The following is a 19433-nucleotide window of genomic DNA, read 5'->3' as shown; positions in this document are numbered from 1 at the left end:
AAGAAATTAGACTTTATTGAATTACAAAAGGATAAACAGAAATATTCGGATAGTATTTGTATGTATTATTCAAAAGAAAATGTTTGGAACTCTATAGAATTTGTAATTCCCAGTTATTTTTAAAGTATACTTGTACATTACAAATGCAAGAGGCTATTTTTTATGTTTCTCCAAAAATTTTAAAATACAAATAATTAGGATGAAAACTACTAAAGAGATGGAAATAGCATTACCAATAAAAACAACATCGAATTCACGTAGATGATATTCTTTTATTCCATGATAATTTAGCAAGATCTTTCCTGAGTTATCATAATCCATATAGCTTGAGGTAATGAAGAGACTAATTATGATAGCACCAATTAAAGATAATGTTAGTTTTTTCATAAGAATCTCCTTTGCAATTATAATGGCTTACATGATTTTTATTGTGATAAATTAGAACAATTAAATTGAGGATGTGATCATTTTGGAACAAGTTTTACTAGTTATTGATGTGCAACAAGATTTAATAGAAGGTGAATCTGGAGAGAAAGGTGTTTTTGAAAAAGAGAAACTAATTTACAACATCAACTATGTTATTGAAAAGGCAATGCGTGAAAAAGTTCAAATTGTCTTTATTAGAGATAAAGATGTTTCAGGTGGTAATGGAAGTGGATTTCAAATACATCAAGAGATTCGAGTGCCATCCACTGCCACTATATTTGATAAATACGCAACAAATTCTTTTTATGGAACGCCTTTACTAGAACTTTTACATAAAAAAGACATAGAGCATATCGTTATTATGGGATGTATGACTGAACATTGTATCGATACAGCTGTCCGGATGGCAACGGTTAATGGTTTTGATGTAACACTCGTTGGAGATGGTCATTCCACAGCAGACTCGGAAATATTATCTGCTGACCAAATTATTCGTCATCATAACAAAACTCTTCATGGTCATTATAATGTAGATCACTTCTCAGTTGTTAGAAATTCACAAGAAGACGTGTTTAATCCAAATCATAATAAATATAGATAATATTTGTATTGTATAATACTTTATTTATAGAGAGGGTGTTTTAAATTAAACGCCCTTTTATATTTTTAGACTTTAATATTGAGTTAGTGATTTTGTGAAGATTTAAACAATATTACTTTATATGCTTTGAACTAATAGAATTGAATTGATAAAATGAATGTAAAATATATTGAAAGTTTTATAATTATATATATTTTAAAATTACATATTAATACGAACATAGAGAAGAGTGATTTTAATGGAGATTGCAAGGAATTTACACGATTATTTGTTAGAGAATGCAGATGAAATGACACAAAAATGGTTAGACACTCGACTAAGTAGTGACTCTTCCCTCTATTCAAGCAAAGCCCCCAATCAAGATTTAGAAATTATAAGAGAACAAAACATACGATTTATTAAAGTGTTATCAAGTTCGTTAATTGAAGAAACGAATAAACAATACATAGAATGGGTAAAAGAGGTATCATTACATAGAGCGAAGTCTCAAATAGCTTTACATATTTCTTTAGGGAACTTTAAAAAGTTTAGATTCATATTTTGGGAATGTATTTTGACATTTGCAGAAGAAAATAATATCTCAGCCTCTGAATTAGGAAAGTTGGGAGCTAAAATTAATTTTACATTGGATCATGTTATTGAATTATTTATTTATAAATATGAGGAAGTAAATCAAGAATTACTAAATTCTCAAAAAGAAATGATTACAGAACTAAGTTGCCCGGTCATTTCAATCAATTCAGCTATTGGTATATTACCTATAGTTGGTGGTATTGATACATATCGTGCAAAAGTAATTAAGGAAAATGCTCTTTCTCAAAGTAATAAATTACTTTTGAAATATTTGGTGATTGACCTTTCTGGTGTTCCGGTTGTAGATACAATGGTTGCTAATGAAATTTATCAGTTGGTAGATATGCTGTCTTTAATTGGTATCAAAACGGTTTTAACTGGAATAAGTCCGTGGATTGCACAAACAAGCGTGCAATTAGGTGTGGATTTTAGCAAAATTCGTATTTACAGTACTTTACAACAAGCATTACCTATTCTATTAAGAGAATCTGAATTAAATCTATAGTAATATGACCATTAAGGAGATGCTTCAAGAGTATGGTTTGATTATTTTTGAAGTATCTCCTTGTTTTGGTTTATGTAGTTTTTGTTAGAGATATCTAGAATAATTCCAAGGATTGTTATTAATATTTAATATTGAATTTTTCATATCCTTTGATAGAGTCTAATTCTCTAACAGATACATTTGTAACATCCGCAAATTGAGGTCCTTTTGATACCTTATGAATAAAGGCTTGAATGTTTAATGGAGGACCCTCAGCTTCTATTTCTACGTTTCCATCACTTGTGTTTCGAACCCAACCTGTTACATGATGATTCGCTGCTTCTAAGGCAGTGAAATAACGAAATCCTACTCCTTGAACATGACCTTCAATAATGATAGATACTGCGTTCATAATCACTTCACTCCTACATATAAATTAATATAAAAAAATATATATTTATTGATTTGGAACAAGCTTACAAAATAGGTTTAGTAGCTAATGATACTCATTGAAGTGTAGCCATCCATCTTCAATTAGATACAAAAGCACTTGTGTTTTCTTATTAATTCTAGCATACATGAAAAGACAGTGATTAAAAAACAAACAGAATATTCCGTTTTATGGTAATATATTAGAAAATTCCATTGTGGGTAAGGGTGATGGACATGCAATCACTACAAATTATGAATACTAAAATACAACCACCTGGTGTCCGAGATACGATCATTCGCAGAGCAACTCTCCATAGAAAACTTCAAACAATCAATCAATATCCAGTAACATTATTATATGCAGGTGCAGGTTATGGAAAAAGTACTTCCTTGTCTCTCTATATTAATGAGTTAAAAATAAAAGCTAGCTGGTATAGTATGTCATCTCATGAAGATGATTTCTTACCGTTTCTTTCTTATATCATACATAGTATTCAAAAGACATATCCTTCCTTTGGTCAGATAATGATAAACATGCTTGCAGTTAGTAATCCGTATTTACAGGAAAAAGATGTACTGTCAATTAGTACGCATTTTATTAATGAAATTGTAAGACTGAAAGAAGAAATCATTTTAATTATTGATGATTTCCATCATGGTGAAAAATCAATAGAAATAATGGAATTCATGGAAACGATCATAGAGCATTGTCCAAATAATTTCCATATTGTTATTTCTGGTAGAAATAGACCGAAATGGAAGCTATTAACTAGAATGAAAGTGGAAGGAAAACTGTTAGAGTTAACACAAAAAGATTTGATTTTAGATAAGGAAGAAGTAGAGCTGTTAATGTCTGATGTTTATCAATTGCATCTGACAGAAGAGGAAATAACAGAAATTTATAAGATCACAGAGGGGTGGGTTATTGCTTTAGGGATAATTGGGCAACAACTGCAAATAAAAAATGATCTTTGTGATTTAGTACAAAATAGAACGCAATCACTAGAAAATTTATTTGAATATATTGCTTTAGAAGTCATACAAAAACAATCTTCAATAGATCAAATGTTTTTAGAACAAACAAGTATTTTAGAAGAATTATCAGGAAAAGTTTGTGAATATATTCTTGATATAGATAATGCGGAGATGATGTTGTTTAGCTTAGCTGAGAAGAATATGTTTATCATGTCTACTGGCGATAATCAATACCGATATCATGCACTGTTTAAAGAACTACTCGAAAAGCGTTTCAAAGAAACGCAACCTGTTGCGTATCGAAAACTACATGAAAAAGCTGCCAAATATTATGAAAGACAAGCTATGTATGATCAAATGTTATATCACTTAGAAAAGAGTAAAAGATTTGATGCAATAGCACTTATCTTACAAAAATACGGTTTCCAGCTTTTAAGTGAAGGTAAATTACAATCACTTTATGAGTTAGTAAAAAAGATTCCGAAGCAACAAAAGAAAATCTACTATTGGTTATGGTATTTTGAAGGAGAAATCTTGAGAATCCGCTCCTACTATGAAAAAGCAGAAATTTGCTATGAGAAAGCAATCTTCGAAAGTGAATCCTATATGGATAGTAGAATTAAAAGCTTAGCAAATGAAGGAAAGGCTCGAATATATATTGATACTATTCAACCAGGAAAGGCGGAACGACATTTACAAATAGCCATTGAGTGTAGAGATCATAGTGAAGATTTTACCATCAAGGAAAAAAAAGAATTATATTTCTTAATGGCAGAGAATCTTATTAATAGTGGAGATGTTAAGAAAGCGGAAAAATGGTTACAGAGAGCAAAAAGCCAAAAGTTGATATTGGAAGATTATAATGTAAAAGCCCGATTGTTATTGCGGACTGGTAGATTAGAAGAAGGGAAAAGAATTTTATTAGAGAGAAAAAAAGTACATCCATTCAATATTGAAAATCATGTACCTCAAACACATAGAGAAACGGATTTACTCCTTGCTCTTATTGAAGCTTACATGGGTAATGGTGAAAAAAGTAAACAATATGCACAACAAGCTATTCAACAAGGAATACTAATGGTTTCCTCATATGTAGAAGCTTGTGGGTGGATTAGAATGGGGCATTCCGTCCAACTTGATTCAGCTTATGAAAGTAGTATGGCGATTGAATGCTATGAAACTTCTTTGCATCTAATGGAAGAATTGAAGAATTCTAGGGGAAAAGCAGAACCATATATGGGATTATGTATATATTGGGGAGCTCAGAACAATGGTTATGAAAAAGCAATTGCATACGGAAAATTAGCTCTAGAAGAAACAGAAAAGGTATACGATTTATGGTTGTCGTCATATATCAAGCTATCTTTAGCAATAGCTTCCATTCATAAAGAAAAGTGGGAGCATGCTAGTCTTTTATTAGAAGAAGCGGAAACATGTTTAAGAGATTGTAATGATTCTTATGGTCTAACTCTCGTTTCTTTATGGAAAACTTATGTTGCATTTTCTATTAATAATGGGGATGTTTTTGTTAAAGAGTGTTTAACATTATTGCAACGAATACAGTATGGAAATTATGAATTTCTATTTTTAAAACGAACGTTATTTGGACCACTTGATATGCAACAATTTGTTCCCATTCTGTTGGAAGCCCAAAGGAGATATATTCAGGAGCACTTTGTAGCTACTATTCTGATGGAATTAGGCTATGGAAATATTAATCTTCATCCAGGTTATACATTAAGAATAGAAACATTGGGAGCTTTTAAAGTATATTTAGGAAAAACAGAAGTGACAGATTGGCAAAGAGGCAAGGCAAAGGAGTTATTTGAATTTTTCGTTACTCATAAAAAAGATTATATTCAAAAACAACAAATAATAGATAGACTTTGGCCGGAGCAAGATGAGAAAACGGCGGATCGAGATTTTAAAGTTGCGTTGAATGCATTAAATAGTGTTTTAGAGCCAACAAGAAAAGCGCGAATGGAACCTTTTTTTATAAAAAGAACTGGGAACAGCTACGGATTAAATGTGCAATCAGGGTATTTTTTAGATACGAAAGAATTCGAAGAGTGGACTCTTGCAGGGATTGATGAAAAAGATTTTCAACGCTCTAAAGATTATTTAGAAAGAGGCTTAAGAATATATAAAGGTAATTATTTACCTGACAGGCGTTTTGAGGATTGGTGTATGAATGAAAGAGAACGCTTACAAGTAATTTTTTTAAGAGGGGCCGAACGGATGGCTCAAGTTTCCATTGCCATAAAAGATTTAAATACAGCTATATATTGGTGTGAACAAATTATTCATCAAGAACCGACATGGGAAGAGGCCTATCGATTACTTATGTACTGCTATTACTATAAAAATAATCGACCACAAAGCATTAAATGGTATCAAAAATGTTATCTTATCTTACAGCAGGAACTAGGAGTAGAGCCATTAGAAACCACAAAGAACATGTACCGTATGATTTTAGATTCTGCAAGAATTGGTCCTATTACATGAGTTGCTTTCTCACTTTAAAACTAATAAGATTCATACAATTTATAAATATGGAAAGTGTCTAAGACGTTGTTCTTTAGGCACTTTTTTGATGTTTATAGATTCATATTTGGTTTGTTCCTAGCTGTTTTCATTCATGGATTATAAATAAGTGCGAACACGAGTATCACCTAGACATGCTTGGATTTTTTCGATTTTGTAACTCCAGTGTAACTACTAATAGGTACGATGTTTGTAAGCATGGTGATGCTTAATCTTAAGCAATTTATAGGGGGTAAGAAGACAGTGAAACGGAAAAATATTCTTTTAATGTTTTTACTATGTTTTATCGTAATTTTTTCGGCTGCTTGTAGCTCTAGCTCTGGTGGTAAGGAAGATGGAGGTAAATCCAAAGATCGAACAGGAAGTATTAAGATCGGTGTACTTGCATCGATGACTGGTCCGCTCGAAGCATATGGAAAACAAACAACTAGAGGATTTGAGCTTGGATTAGATTATGCAACAGAAGGTAAGTTAGAGGTTGCTGGTAAAAAAATCGAATTCATTATTGAAGATACAGAAACGAAGCCTGAGGTAGCCGTAAAAAAAGCTACGAAATTATTAGAAGAAGATAATGTAGATTTTTTAGTTGGATCATCTAGCTCAGGAGATACTTTAGCTGTCGTACCACTAGCTGAAGAATATGAAAAGATTTTTGTAGTAGAACCTGCTGTAGCTGATAGTATTACAGGCTCGGAATACAATCCATATGTATTCCGCACTGCAAGAAATTCGTCACAGGATGCAGTAGCTGGGGCAGCTGCTATTGCTGGAAAAGGTGTAAAAATAGCAACTTTAGCACCTGATAATTCTTTTGGTCGCGATGGTATTGCTGCGTTCGTAGAAGCAGCTAAGGATTTAGGGGCAGAAATAGCTCACGAGGAATATGCAGATCCTGCAGCAACTGATTTCACTTCGAACATTCAAAAAATCATAGATAAAAAGCCAGATTATTTATTTGTTGTATGGGCAGGTGCGAATACACCTTGGAATCAAATCTCAGATATGAAGGTGCAAGAAAAGGGAATCAAAATATCAACTGGAGCTCCAGATATTCCAGCTTTAGCAACGATGAATCCATTAGTAGGAATGGAAGGATTTACGGTTTACTATCATGACTTACCAAAAACAGAGGTGAATGATTGGTTAGTTAAAGAACATAAAGCACGATTTAATGAGGAGGTTCCAGATTTATTTACACCTGGTGGAATGAGTTCTGCTATAGCTATTGTTGAAGCATTGAAGAAAACAGAGGGAAATACGGATACAGAGGAATTAATCAAAACGATGGAAGGAATGAGCTTTGATACTCCTAAAGGAGAGATGACATTCCGAAAAGAAGATCATCAAGCGTTGCAAACACTGTATGCAATTAAATTGGAGAAAAAAGCAGGTATGGATTACCCAGTTCCAGTGTTGATTCGTGAATTATCTCCAGAAGAAACAGCACCGCCTATTCGCAACAAATAACTGAGTGGATCAGCTAGAACTAGATTTATATAAGATTATCTATTGCTCAGTGGTGATAAAAGTCATTACTGAGCATTATTAGATGTTGTATTTTTTGACCATATATTGATGTAAAAAGAGAGAGGAGGAGTACAATGGGGATTTTAATTGAAACAAAGGATGTAGGAATTTCTTTTGGAGCACATCAAGCTGTAGATCACGTATCATTTTCTATTGAAGAGAATCAATTCACTTCGATCATTGGCCCGAACGGAGCGGGTAAAACTACTCTATTTAATTTATTGAGTGGTCAGCTTTCAGCAAGTCAAGGTGAGATTTATTTTAAAGGGAAAAACATTACAAAGCTTTCTCCTATGGAGCGAACTAGATTAGGAATTGGTAGGTCATTTCAAATAACAAATGTATTCCCAAATTTAACAGTTTTAGAGAATGTTCGATTAGCCGTACAGTCTCAACAGAAGGTGCGCTATCAAATGCTTTCTTCTATTCGAAAGTATAAACATTTTGAAGAAAAGGCTTTACATTGGCTAGGTGTAACTTTGCTTCATAATAAGGAAAATACAGTCGCTAAAAATTTAGCGCATGGTGAAAAGAGAAAATTGGAATTGGCTATGCTACTTGCGCTAGATCCAACTATATTACTTTTAGATGAACCAACAGCAGGCATGTCACTCGAAGATATTCCAATGATTTATGAAGTCATTCAAAAAATCAAAGACGAGGGAAACAAAACGATTTTATTAATCGAACATAAGATGGACATGATTATAAATTTATCTGATCGTGTAATGGTGTTATTTAATGGAAAACTTTTAGCCGACGGTACACCAAAGGAAATTATGAATAATGAAACGGTTCAAAGTGCATATCTAGGAGGTTTGTATAATGAATTCACTACTTAGTTTAGAGAATGTTGAAACGTTCATTGGACAATTTCATATTTTACAAGGTGTTTCTTTAGTCGTCCCTAGTGGAGAGGTAACAGTATTATTAGGAAGAAATGGCGCTGGGAAAACAACTACGTTAAGAACAATCATGGGATTGAATCGAGCTTCCAAAGGTAAAATTACATTTCTTAATGAAGAGATTCAAACTAAACAGCCGTATGAAATTGCTAATAAAGGAATTGGCTATGTTCCAGAGGATCAAGGGATTTTTGGATCTTTAACTGTTGAAGAAAATATGAAGGTAGCCATTAAAAGAGATAATGATGTAACGAAGGAAAGAATGGAATGGATTCTTGATTTATTTCCCGATTTAAAAACCTTTTGGAAGAAACCTGGAGGGCTATTGAGTGGGGGTCAAAAACAAATGTTATCTATCGCTAGAGCATATGTGAATGAATGCGAGCTGCTGTTGATAGACGAACCTAGTAAAGGGTTAGCACCGATTGTAGTAGAGAAAGTGATGGATACAATTGTACAAATGAAGGAAAAAACGACGATTGTACTTGTCGAACAAAATTTTATTATGGCAAGTCAAATAGGTGATTCATTTTACATTATTGACGAGGGGCGCACAGTGTATAACGGCAAAATGAATCAATTAATAGAGGATGAAGTGCTAAGAAGAAAATACTTAGGTATTGCATAAGGAGGGATGAAATGGAGTTATTAGTTAATTTAACTATTAACGGATTAGCTACAGGTATGTTAATTTTTCTGCTAGCTGCAGGCTTAACTCTAATCTTTGGATTAATGAGTGTTTTAAATTTTGCTCATGGAGGATTATTCGCATGGGGAGCATACGGTGGAGTTTGGTTATATCTAATGACTGGAAGCTTCCTAATAGGTATAGTGGCAGCTATTCTAACAGGTATTATTCTAGGCTGGATTACAGAAAAATGGATTATTAAACCTGTATATGGCGATCACGTTCAACAAATCTTAATTACTTTAGGATTTATGTTGGTGTTATCAGAGATGTTAAAGGTTGTTTGGGGACCGAATCAGATAGCTGTTACTCCTCCTGCGTTTCTACAAGGTAGTTGGGAAATGGGAGACATGTTAATTATCAAGTACCGAGCCTTCATTATTATTGTAGGTATAATAGTGTTCGCATGTATTCGTTATATGTTGGAAAAGACAAAAATTGGTTTGATAGTCCGTGCAGGAGTAATCAATAAAGAGATGGTTCAAGCTCTCGGTATTAATATTAATCGAGTGTTTATGTTTGTATTTATGATTGGAGCAGCTTTAGCTGCTTTAAGTGGCGTATTAATTGCCCCGTATGCAGGTGTTATTCATGCAGATATGGGAATGGAATATGCCATTTTAGCTTTCATAGTTGTTGTAATTGGTGGGATGGGAAATATTAATGGATCCATTTTTGCAGCTGTATTGGTAGGCTTATCAGGATCCTTTATGGCTTATTTTGTCCCCGACTTAGCGGTTGCAGTGAATATGATTTTAATGGTAATTGTTTTAGTTTTTAAACCACAAGGCTTGTTTAGGGCAAAGGGGTGATCATGTGAGAATTAAACAATATCAAGGTAAAGGGAATTTTGTATTTATACTTATTTGTGCAGCCTTTATGTTATTTCCATTTATCTACGAAGATCGAAATTTATTAATTATTTTTACACAAATTTTTATCTTTGCTGTCTTTGCAATGAGTTATGACGTGCTGTTAGGTTTTACAGGGATAATTTCTTTCGGTCATGCAATGTATTTTGGAATAGGGGCCTATTCAACTAGTATTATTCTAAAAAGATTTGAACCCGATTTATCTTATGTATTTCTGTCATTACTGATAGGAATCGTTTTAGCAGCCGTTATTAGCTATTTAGTAGGTTTGTTGACATTACGCTTAAAAACACATTTTTACGCTATGCTAACGCTAGCACTTGCAAACTTATTTTATGTAGGTGCAGAGAAATGGCGATCATTAACAGCAGGGAATGATGGATTTACTTTTCGAATCCCAGAAATATTAAGAGACCGCACGAGTTTTTATCTGATTTGTTTAGTGTGCATGGTACTTATATATTTTGCTCTGAAATTATTCATTCAGTCACCTGTAGGAAAAGTATTAGTTGCTATAAAAGAAAATGAACAGCGAACAGAGTCATTGGGCTATAATGTATTACACTACAAAATTATTGCTAGTGTAATAGCAGGAGTATTAGCGAGTATAGCTGGCTCCTTATATGCTATTTCACTACGCTTTGTAAATACGAGCGTATTTTCAATGGATATCACATTAGATGCATTACTAATGACAATTATAGGTGGAGTTGGAACCATCATTGGAGCAGTTATTGGATCGGGTGTGATTGAAGTTGCCCATTATTGGTTAACGAGTTTAGCAAAAATTCATTGGATTTTTGAAAGATGGATTATCTTCTTTGGGATTATTTATATTCTTGCTGTCATGTTTTTTCCGAAAGGCATTGTCGGGGCATTCCATTTATTACGAAATAAATGGAAAAAACCAAAGAAACAAAATCCTGATAATCAGGATCGCAAGCTTGCTGGATAGAAAGTAGAAGTGCATCAATGGAAATAATAAGAGACTAGTCTAGTCATTAATAGATGTATGGATCTTTTAATTGTTTAAAAGGAGTGTACAGATGAATAACATCGGAATCGTTTCAACTGGAATATATCTTCCTGCTCAATTTACGACTTCGAAAGAAATAAGCGAATTAGCAGGAATGCAACAGGAAATTGTCGAAAAAAAACTAGGTATTCTAAAAAAGCCAATTCCAGGAAAAGATGACCATGCTTGTCAAATGGGGATAGAAGCAGCAAGAAAAGCAATTTCTAAAGCGAATATTAATCCAAAGGATATCGACTTAGTGATTTATATTGGTGAAGAGCATAAGGAATATCTATTATGGACAGCAGCGATTAAATTACAACAGGAGATAGGGGCAGTTAATGCATGGGCCTTTGATACTGCGTTACGATGTGGAACCACCATTATGGCAATGAAGGTTGCCAAGGATATGATGTTAGCTGATTCCTCCATATCTACAGTTTTATTGGCAGGCGGTTATAGAAATGGTGATTACATTGATTACAAGAATGAGAGGACAAGATTTATGTTCAATCTTGGCGCAGGTGGAGGAGCTATCATCCTTCAAAAAGGAGCAGATAAAAATATTGTTTTAGAAAGCTCTATTATGACGGATGGGACTTTTTCAGAAGATGTTGTTGTTATGGCGGGGGGGACTAAGTATCCAACTTCTTATCAGACAATAGAACAAAACATGCACAAGTTAGATGTCCTTGATCCAATCGGAATGAAGCAGCGATTGGAAGAGAAATCTATGAAAAATTTTGTACGTGTTATACGAGAAGCTTTGAAGAAAAGTAATCATTCTGAAGATGAAATTGATTATCTTGCCATTCTTCATATGAAGAAATCGGCACATGATTTTGTTTTGAGTGAGCTAGGTTTAAGGAATGATCAATCTATCTATTTAAATGAATATGGTCACATTGGTCAAATTGATCAAATTCTTTCTTTAGAATTGGCTGAACAACAAGGAAAACTTAAAGAAGGAGATATTGTTGTGTTAGTTAGTGCTGGGATTGGATATGCATGGGGCGCTACAGTTATTGAATGGGGCAAACCTATTCAGGAATAACGTTTTTGATTTAAAGTGTCATGAATTATGAAAGATGGTAAAGGAGGAAAAGAAGGATGAATGTAAATGTTGTGATGAAAACGGTTTCGTTGGCCAATGGAGAAAACATAGGTTATCGTGAAAGAGACGGAGGAAGTAAACAATTATTGTTGATTCATGGAAACATGACTTCATCTAAACATTGGGATATACTTCTTGAACAGCTGGATCCCTCTTTTAAGGTTTTTGCAGTCGATTTAAGAGGTTTTGGAGCATCTTCTTATCATAATCCTATTCGGCAAATAAAGGATTTTGCTGATGATATCAAATTATTCGTAGATGTTTTAGAATTAAAAAACTTTTCCATGATAGGTTGGTCAACAGGAGGGGCTGTTGCTATGGAATTTTGTGCAGATTATCCTGGCTATTGCAGTAAACTTATTTTGTTAGCATCTGCTTCTACAAGAGGATATCCTTTTTTCGCTACCGATGAATTAGGCAATGTTAATCCAGCAGAACGATTAAAATCCCTAGAAGAGGTAAAGAGAGATTCTATTCGAACGATTCCGATACAAGCTGCTTATGATACAGGAAATAGAGAAGTATTAAAAGCAATTTGGAATAGTCTTATTTATTCTCATAAGCAACCAGAGTATGAAAAATATGAAGAATATGTAGAAGATATGATGACACAAAGGAATTTAGCAGAGGTGTACCATGCATTAAATACTTTTAATATATCTGCTACATTTAATGGTCTCGTAGAAGGCAGTGGAAAGGCAAATCGAATAAACATACCGATACTAGTATTGAGGGGTAATAATGATCTAGTAATAACCGATCAAATGACGAAAGAAACAATGGAAGATTTAGGGGAAGTGGCTTGTTTTGAAGAGTTAGTTGATTGTGGACACTCTCCTCTAATTGATAATTTAGAGTTACTAAATAATAAAATTACTAAATTTTTAGATAAATAGAGAGGGCATAAATATGAAATTACAAGATAAAGTAGCGATTATTACTGGAGGAGCAAATGGAATTGGATGGGAAGCTGTAAAGTTATTTCTAAGTGAAGGAGCTAAAGTTGCAATTGCGGATTATAACGAAACGTCTGCGGAAGAAAAAATCCAAAGCTTATCAAATGTTACAGATCGTGTATCCGTTTTTAAAGTAAATGTTGCAGATCAAGGCAGTGTCCAGGAAATGGTACAAGCGGTTGTTGAGAAGTTTGGCAAAATAGATATACTGATTAATAACGCAGGAATTACAAAAGATGCTATGTTGACGAAGATGACTATCGAAGACTTCCAAAGTGTAATTGATGTGAACTTAACAGGTGTTTTTAACTGTACACAAGCTGTTGTTCCTTATTTAGTAGCCAATGGCAATGGAAGAATTATAAATACTTCATCTGTTTCAGGTGTATATGGAAATGCAGGGCAAACTAATTATTCCGCAGCAAAGTCAGGATTGATAGGAATGACAAAAACATGGGCTAAAGAACTTGGAAGAAAAGGAATAACAGTTAATGCTGTTGCTCCAGGCTTTATTGAAACATCTATGGTAGAAACAGTACCTGACCATATAATTGCTCAGCTAAAAATGTTGATTCCACTACAAAGACTAGGAAAACCTGAGGATATTGCCAATGCTTATTTATATTTAGCTTCTGATGAAGCCAATTATATAAATGGTAATGTGTTACATGTTGATGGCGGTATTATGATGTAAAAAGTGTAACTGATATGTAACTCTCTCATTTTACTATAGATCTATAGACGAATGAGGGGGTTATTTATTTGTTCTCAGGTGATTGGTTATTTAAGCGTTCTTCACTCACACCAAATCATATCGCGGTTCGTGATGCAGGGTATAGTGAAGGATGGACGTATAAACAATTAAATGATAGAGCAGAGCATCTAGCAGGATACTTTTTAAGTAAAGGTGTATGTAAAGGTGATCGTATTGCTCTTTTAGCTGTTAATCATATTTGTTATTTTGACTTTTTATTTGCTTGCTATAAGATTGGAGCCATATTTGTACCATTAAATTGGCGTTTAGCGACAGCTGAATTAGATTATATTATAAAGGATTGCAATCCAAAAATAATAGGTGTCCATAGTACATTCAATCATGTATCTATAATTGACCTTTCTACACATATTATAAAAATCAACAGTCTTTATTACAAAGAAATGAAGTATGCCAAAAGAGCAAAGAGCAAGGATTTTCATGGGGAGCAACATTTACCTGTAGTTCTAATTTATACAGGAGGTACAACAGGTAATCCTAAAGGAGTTATTCTTTCAAGAGAAAATATTCTTATGAATGCACTTAATACAATTGTGAGTTGGAATTTAAGTTCAGCAGAAATTACGCTAACTTCATTGCCGATGTTTCATACAGGAGGACTAAATGCTCTTACGCTTCCTATTTTATTAGCTGGTGGAACAGTTGTTTACAATGAGGACTTTGAGGCAGAACAAGCTGCACGATATCTAGATTTGTATTCTTGTACAATTGCTTTATTTGTACCAACTATGTATCATTCTATGATTGCAACTCCCTATTTTCAACAATCTTCATTTCCTTCTATGAAGGCGTTTTTGTCAGGGGGAGCTCCTTGCCCAATTGAAATTTATCATGCCTTTGAGAAAAAGGGATTACCGTTTAAAGAAGGTTATGGTTTATCTGAAGCAGGTCCTAATAACTTTTTTATTTCAATAGATGAATCCATTCAAAAAAAAGGTTCTGTTGGAAGACCTATGATATTAAATAATGTGAAAATAATGGATGGAGAGTTATTGATATCAGAAGCAGAAAAAGTTGGTGAATTATTGATATCAGGTGCACACACATTTTCAGGTTATTGGCATAATGAAGAAGCATATCAAGACGTGTATCAAAATGGTTGGTTGTATACAGGAGATTTAGCTAAAATGGATGAAGAGGGTTATTTCTATATTGTCGGTAGAAAAAAGGATATGATTATATCGGGTGGTGAAAATGTTTACCCTATAGAAGTAGAGCAGGCTCTTCTCTCTCATCCTTCTGTTGAGGAAGCAGCAGTTATAGGAGTAAAAGATGAGAAGTGGGGAGAAATGGTTACAGCGTTTATTGTCAGCAGTTGTTCGAATCTTCAAACAGTAGAATTAGTAAACTATTGTGAGTCATTACTAGCAAAATATAAAATACCTAAAGTATTTCATTTTATTGATAGTCTACCTAAAACACATGTAGGAAAAATAGATAAAAAATGTCTACAACAAAAAGGGGCTGTATGAAAAGTGATTTTTATCTCTTTTCATTGGCCCTTACGCTTTATGTGATCTACATTTATTGATACGTTTTGCATGAGTGTGTACTTACTTTCTAAAAAAGCTGATTTTACATACCTCGACTATAAAATGTAAGAGGGTGTCCATTGCATTTTCCTTTTTGGACACCCTCTTTTGTTTCTCATTCGAATTATTTTGTAAAAGTCTCAATCATATCTTTTTCGATAATTTTCCAAATGGATGAGTCTGTTGTGTATAATTTCCCGATTTTGCTATAGAACTCTTTAAGTGCTTCTTGATGTGAAGAATCATCAGATTCAGGTAGCTCCTTTTTCATTTCGTCAACCATGATTTGTACGTTTTTTGCACGAGGTCCCCATTTAGCTACTTCTTCACCATTCTCATTAATTAGAACAATAATAGGGATTGAACGAGCTGTTCCATTGGTTAAATATTGATCCATTAGTTCAAGATTTTCATCTCTGATAAAGAATCTGATATCCATATGAGCAGCACGGGCAATTTCCGTGAAAATTGGAAGGTTCACCATAGCATCGCCACACCAATCAGCTGTTAGTACTAATGCACGGAGGTTCCGATTTTTTAATCGTTCTGCTTCAGCTATCAATTGAAGTGAAAACTGTTCTTGAATATGAAGCATATTTTCTTTATTTACTTGCATGTATTGTATATATTCTTCAGTTGTTAATCCTTTTTCAAACCAATTGTTTAAATTCATGAAAAATCTCCTTTTTAAAAGATATGATATCAAATAAATGTCGATGTAGATGAATCTAGGTGAAGCAGAGCACATCCATACTTCTATATGTTTGAAGCAGAAAAAGGTGCTCATTCTTTCTCCTATTATCCTAGCATGGTTTAAGGAATTTCATAAATATTCTGCTTAATGAAAGTAGCTCTGAAGAAGAGACTTGAACTTTGTTCTTATTCCTAAATTGCTAATTGCTTTTGTTTATCATAAAGCTTGAACATTACGAAATATAAAAATCCGCTAAATACAGTTAAACCACATAATATGATAAAGGTAGCTGTATTACCAAACCAATCTGTCATCGGTATGGCAATTGGTGCTAACATTCTACCAATTGTATGACGCAAACTGGCAGCAGCAAAATATTGTCCCCTCATGCTCTCTGGAGCGAGTTTAGAAATGAAATTGTTCTGAATACCAACGGTCATTAACTCACCAAATGAGAAGATAGCAATAGCAAGGACGAATCCCCATACTAAATGTGTACTTCCCATTGTTAACATCGAAAAGCCATAAACAAGAGATGAAGCAATAAATACATTTTTTTCTTTATACATCTCCATCCACCTAGAGACGGAAATTGTAAAGAGTACGACAAATAATCCATTTAAAGAAACAATCAATCCAAATGCTTGTTCACCAGTAACCTCTAAACTAAAGTTTCCAAGTGTTAATAATGTTTGATTATCAACGACATCTTTAATGTAGACAGGGAAAAGTAAATCTAGTTGTAAAAAGGTCATAGCTGCAAAAATACCAGCAATGATAAAAAGCAAAAATGTACGGTCTTTTACGATAACACCATAGTCTTGAATTTGTGATTTTAAAAATTGTAGACCACTCATAGGCTGATCAGTTTTTTCTTGCTTATTAAGTACATTAGGTGCGGTTTCAACAATCCATTTTGATAAAATAAAACTAAGAAGTAGATTCATAATGGCTGAAAGCAATAATAATTCAAAACGATAGTTTTCGTAAAATAGGCTTCCGATAATAGGTCCAATTACTACAGCCATATTTACGGATGTGTAAAAAATAGCAAAAACACCGCTTCTGTATTTCTCGTCTACAACGTCTGCTATCATTGCTTGACTGGCAGGCCAATAAAATGAACTAAAGATACTTACAATCGAGAAGCAAATAAATCCGATGGCTGCAGAATCGAGCCATGGAGATGAAGAATAGGCAAAGATTAAATAAGCAATTCCCTGCCCAGCCGTTGAAATAACCATCATTCGCTTTCTACCGAAACGATCGGCACAATAGCCTCCCATTAAATTGGCAACCACAGAAAAGCTTTGCGATATAATTAAAAGTAATCCTGCGGTTATTTTGCCAAACTCTTCTGAAAAATAGATTGCTAGAAAAGGGAAAAACATCCAAAATGTAATGTTTACTAAAGCTTCTCCGCCTAAACGAATCTTTAGATTTGTATTCCAATCTCTAAGTCTCATACGTAACACCTCTCTTGGGGCAGATAAAAACAGAAATTATTTCCTTTTTATCATACATTAAAATAAATTATTTCGAAAGTCGTAATATTCTAAGGGGACAAGTGTCTAAAAATATTCATAAAGTACAAGTTTACAAATTACCCTATGGGGTATATAATCTAGGTATCATAGATTATACAAAGAGAGGGATTAGGTAATGGCAAAGAAGATATTAATTGTTGGTGGAGTAGCAGGTGGAGCTACAGCTGCAGCAAGACTACGTCGATTAGATGAAAAATCAGAGATTATCTTATTTGAAAGAGGAGAGCATATTTCTTTCGCAAATTGTGGTTTGCCTTACTATATTGGTGATGTAATCAAAAAACGACAAGCTTTACTAGTACAAACCGTAGAGGGTATGTCTAAAAAATTTGTTCTTGATATTCGCAATAAAACAGAAGTGATTCATATAAATCGTGAGAGAAAAGTAGTTATTGCTCGCAATTTACTAACAGGTGAGGAGTATGAAGAATCATATGATTCATTAATACTATCTCCAGGTGCTAAAGCAATTGTCCCTCCGATAGAAGGATTACAATCAGCAAAAAATGTATTTACATTAAGAAATATTCCAGATACAGATCAAATTAAAGCAGCAGTTGATGAACAAAATCCTCAAAGAGCTGTGGTTATTGGTGGAGGCTTTATTGGATTAGAAATGGCTGAAAATTTAGCTCATAGAGGAATTGATGTGACAATTGTAGAAATGGCGAATCAAGTAATGGCACCATTAGATTTTGAAATGGCTTCAATTGTACACAAACATTTGAAAGAAAAAGGGGTTCAGTTAATTCTGGAAGATGGTGTAAAAGCTTTTTCTGATGAAGGCAAAAGAGTTATTTTATCAAGTGAAACGGAATTGGAAAGTGATATTACCATTCTTTCTATAGGAGTTAGAGCAGAAAATGAATTAGCTATTTCTGCTGGTTTAACGGTTGGAGAACGCGGAGGTATTGTAGTAAATGAATATTTACAAACAAGCGATGAGAATATTTATGCAATAGGTGATGCAGTACAAATACAAGATTATCTATTTAAGCATCCAACGATGGTTCCACTTGCTTGGCCAGCAAATCGTCAAGGGAGAATAGTGGCTGACAATATATATGGAAAGAAAACGGCTTATAAAGGAACACTTGGAACAGCGATTGCAAAGGTATTTGATTTAACAGTAGCTACTACTGGACATAATGAAAAGACTTTAAAAAGATTAGAAGTTGAATATGAAGCGATTCATATTCATCCTGTATCGCATGCAGGATATTATCCAGGAGCAAGTCCAATCGCATTAAAGCTTATTTTTAATAAAGAGAATGGTAAGATTTATGGAGCTCAGGGTGTAGGAAAAGATGGAGTAGATAAGAGAATTGATGTCATTGCAACAGCGATTAAAGGTGGACTAACTGTTCATGATCTTCAAGAACTAGAATTATCATATGCTCCACCATATTCATCTGCCAAAGATCCTGTAAATATGGCTGGCTATGTAGCAGCTAATGTAGTTGATGGAGATGTAAGAGTAGTTCATTATAATCAAATTGATCAACTTGTTAACGAAGGTGCTTTGTTGGTAGATGTTCGTGATCCTTATGAAAGAGATAAAGGATATATTCCGAACTCTATTAATATACCATTAGGTGAATTGAGAGATAGATTAGGTGAACTACCTAAGAATCAAACTATCTATGTTTCTTGTCAGGTAGGATTAAGAGGATATTTAGCAAGTAGAATTCTTGAGTTAAATGGATTTGATGTTGTTAATGTAAGTGGTGGATATAAAACATATGCAGCTGTGTATCATTAATCGCTTTTAAA

General features: G+C 33.7%; 17 protein-coding genes. 13 read left to right on the top strand and 4 right to left on the bottom strand.

Annotated elements, in window-relative coordinates; all coding sequences use genetic code 11:
• Positions 1 to 153 precede the first annotated feature (153 nt).
• Positions 154 to 387 carry a hypothetical protein gene (locus BN349_RS16750; protein WP_019243488.1) on the bottom strand — a complete coding sequence of 78 codons (234 nt, stop codon included), beginning with the start codon at positions 385 to 387 and terminating at the stop codon, positions 154 to 156.
• Between the two features lie 82 nt (positions 388 to 469).
• Here BN349_RS16750 and BN349_RS16745 point away from each other — a divergent pair, with 82 nt between their 5' ends.
• Together BN349_RS16745 and BN349_RS16740 are read left to right on the top strand one after the other, a co-directional pair.
• Positions 470 to 1027 (top strand): cysteine hydrolase family protein, encoded by a 558-nt coding sequence (locus BN349_RS16745; RefSeq protein WP_019243487.1) that lies wholly within the window; start codon positions 470 to 472, stop codon positions 1025 to 1027.
• 238 nt (positions 1028 to 1265) lie between these two features.
• On the top strand, positions 1266 to 2105 hold the full coding sequence (locus BN349_RS16740; RefSeq protein ID WP_019243486.1) for an STAS domain-containing protein: 840 nt from the start codon (positions 1266 to 1268) through the stop codon (positions 2103 to 2105).
• 118 nt (positions 2106 to 2223) lie between these two features.
• On the opposite strand, the gene BN349_RS16735 is transcribed toward BN349_RS16740, so the two are convergent.
• Complete coding sequence (locus BN349_RS16735) at positions 2224 to 2496, bottom strand: acylphosphatase (protein ID WP_019243485.1); 273 nt, start codon at positions 2494 to 2496, stop codon at positions 2224 to 2226.
• Between the two features lie 254 nt (positions 2497 to 2750).
• Here BN349_RS16735 and BN349_RS16730 point away from each other — a divergent pair, with 254 nt between their 5' ends.
• The 10 genes from BN349_RS16730 (at position 2751) to BN349_RS16685 (ending at position 15359) form a co-directional block, all read left to right on the top strand.
• Positions 2751 to 5996, top strand: coding sequence for a BTAD domain-containing putative transcriptional regulator (locus BN349_RS16730; RefSeq protein WP_019243484.1), 3246 nt, complete (start codon positions 2751 to 2753; stop codon positions 5994 to 5996).
• Between the two features lie 282 nt (positions 5997 to 6278).
• Positions 6279 to 7502: an ABC transporter substrate-binding protein gene (locus tag BN349_RS16725; RefSeq protein ID WP_019243483.1), complete on the top strand. Its 1224-nt coding sequence runs from the start codon at positions 6279 to 6281 to the stop codon at positions 7500 to 7502.
• Positions 7503 to 7636: 134 nt separating this feature from the next.
• Positions 7637 to 8404, top strand: coding sequence for an ABC transporter ATP-binding protein (locus tag BN349_RS16720; RefSeq protein ID WP_019243482.1), 768 nt, complete (start codon positions 7637 to 7639; stop codon positions 8402 to 8404).
• On the top strand, positions 8388 to 9095 hold the full coding sequence (locus BN349_RS16715) for an ABC transporter ATP-binding protein (RefSeq protein WP_019243481.1): 708 nt from the start codon (positions 8388 to 8390) through the stop codon (positions 9093 to 9095). Before BN349_RS16720 ends, BN349_RS16715 begins: the two co-directional genes overlap by 17 nt.
• An 11-nt stretch (positions 9096 to 9106) precedes the next feature.
• The gene (locus tag BN349_RS16710) at positions 9107 to 9967 is read left to right on the top strand and encodes a branched-chain amino acid ABC transporter permease (RefSeq protein ID WP_019243480.1); all 861 of its coding nucleotides are present in this window, start codon (positions 9107 to 9109) and stop codon (positions 9965 to 9967) included.
• Between the two features lie 4 nt (positions 9968 to 9971).
• The gene (locus BN349_RS16705; RefSeq protein ID WP_019243479.1) at positions 9972 to 10982 is read left to right on the top strand and encodes an ABC transporter permease subunit; all 1011 of its coding nucleotides are present in this window, start codon (positions 9972 to 9974) and stop codon (positions 10980 to 10982) included.
• A 91-nt stretch (positions 10983 to 11073) separates the two neighbouring features.
• Positions 11074 to 12096, top strand: a complete 1023-nt coding sequence (locus BN349_RS16700; protein ID WP_019243478.1) for a 3-oxoacyl-ACP synthase — start codon at positions 11074 to 11076, stop codon at positions 12094 to 12096.
• Between the two features lie 56 nt (positions 12097 to 12152).
• Entirely contained in the window at positions 12153 to 13052 is a 900-nt protein-coding gene (phaZ, locus tag BN349_RS16695; protein ID WP_019243477.1) for an intracellular short-chain-length polyhydroxyalkanoate depolymerase, read from the top strand.
• A 13-nt stretch (positions 13053 to 13065) separates the two neighbouring features.
• Positions 13066 to 13806, top strand: a complete 741-nt coding sequence (gene fabG, locus BN349_RS16690; RefSeq protein WP_019243476.1) for a 3-oxoacyl-ACP reductase FabG — start codon at positions 13066 to 13068, stop codon at positions 13804 to 13806.
• A gap of 68 nt (positions 13807 to 13874) precedes the next feature.
• Positions 13875 to 15359 carry an AMP-binding protein gene (locus BN349_RS16685; RefSeq protein WP_019243475.1) on the top strand — a complete coding sequence of 495 codons (1485 nt, stop codon included), beginning with the start codon at positions 13875 to 13877 and terminating at the stop codon, positions 15357 to 15359.
• 184 nt (positions 15360 to 15543) lie between these two features.
• Here BN349_RS16685 and BN349_RS16680 read toward each other — a convergent pair whose 3' ends face one another.
• Together BN349_RS16680 and BN349_RS16675 are read right to left on the bottom strand one after the other, a co-directional pair.
• Positions 15544 to 16092 (bottom strand): thioredoxin family protein, encoded by a 549-nt coding sequence (locus BN349_RS16680; protein WP_019243474.1) that lies wholly within the window; start codon positions 16090 to 16092, stop codon positions 15544 to 15546.
• Between the two features lie 212 nt (positions 16093 to 16304).
• Positions 16305 to 17579, bottom strand: coding sequence for an MDR family MFS transporter (locus tag BN349_RS16675; protein ID WP_019243473.1), 1275 nt, complete (start codon positions 17577 to 17579; stop codon positions 16305 to 16307).
• A gap of 196 nt (positions 17580 to 17775) precedes the next feature.
• Between BN349_RS16675 and BN349_RS16670 the strand changes: the two genes are divergently transcribed.
• On the top strand, positions 17776 to 19422 hold the full coding sequence (locus tag BN349_RS16670) for a CoA-disulfide reductase (RefSeq protein ID WP_019243472.1): 1647 nt from the start codon (positions 17776 to 17778) through the stop codon (positions 19420 to 19422).
• Positions 19423 to 19433 lie beyond the last annotated feature (11 nt).

It is taken from the genome of Bacillus sp. AP8 (assembly GCF_000321185.1).
Lineage (GTDB): Bacteria > Bacillota > Bacilli > Bacillales > DSM-1321 > Bacillus_AD > Bacillus_AD massilioanorexius.
The sequence above is the reverse complement of the archived record's forward strand: the minus strand, read 5'-3'. Positions and strand labels throughout refer to the sequence as shown.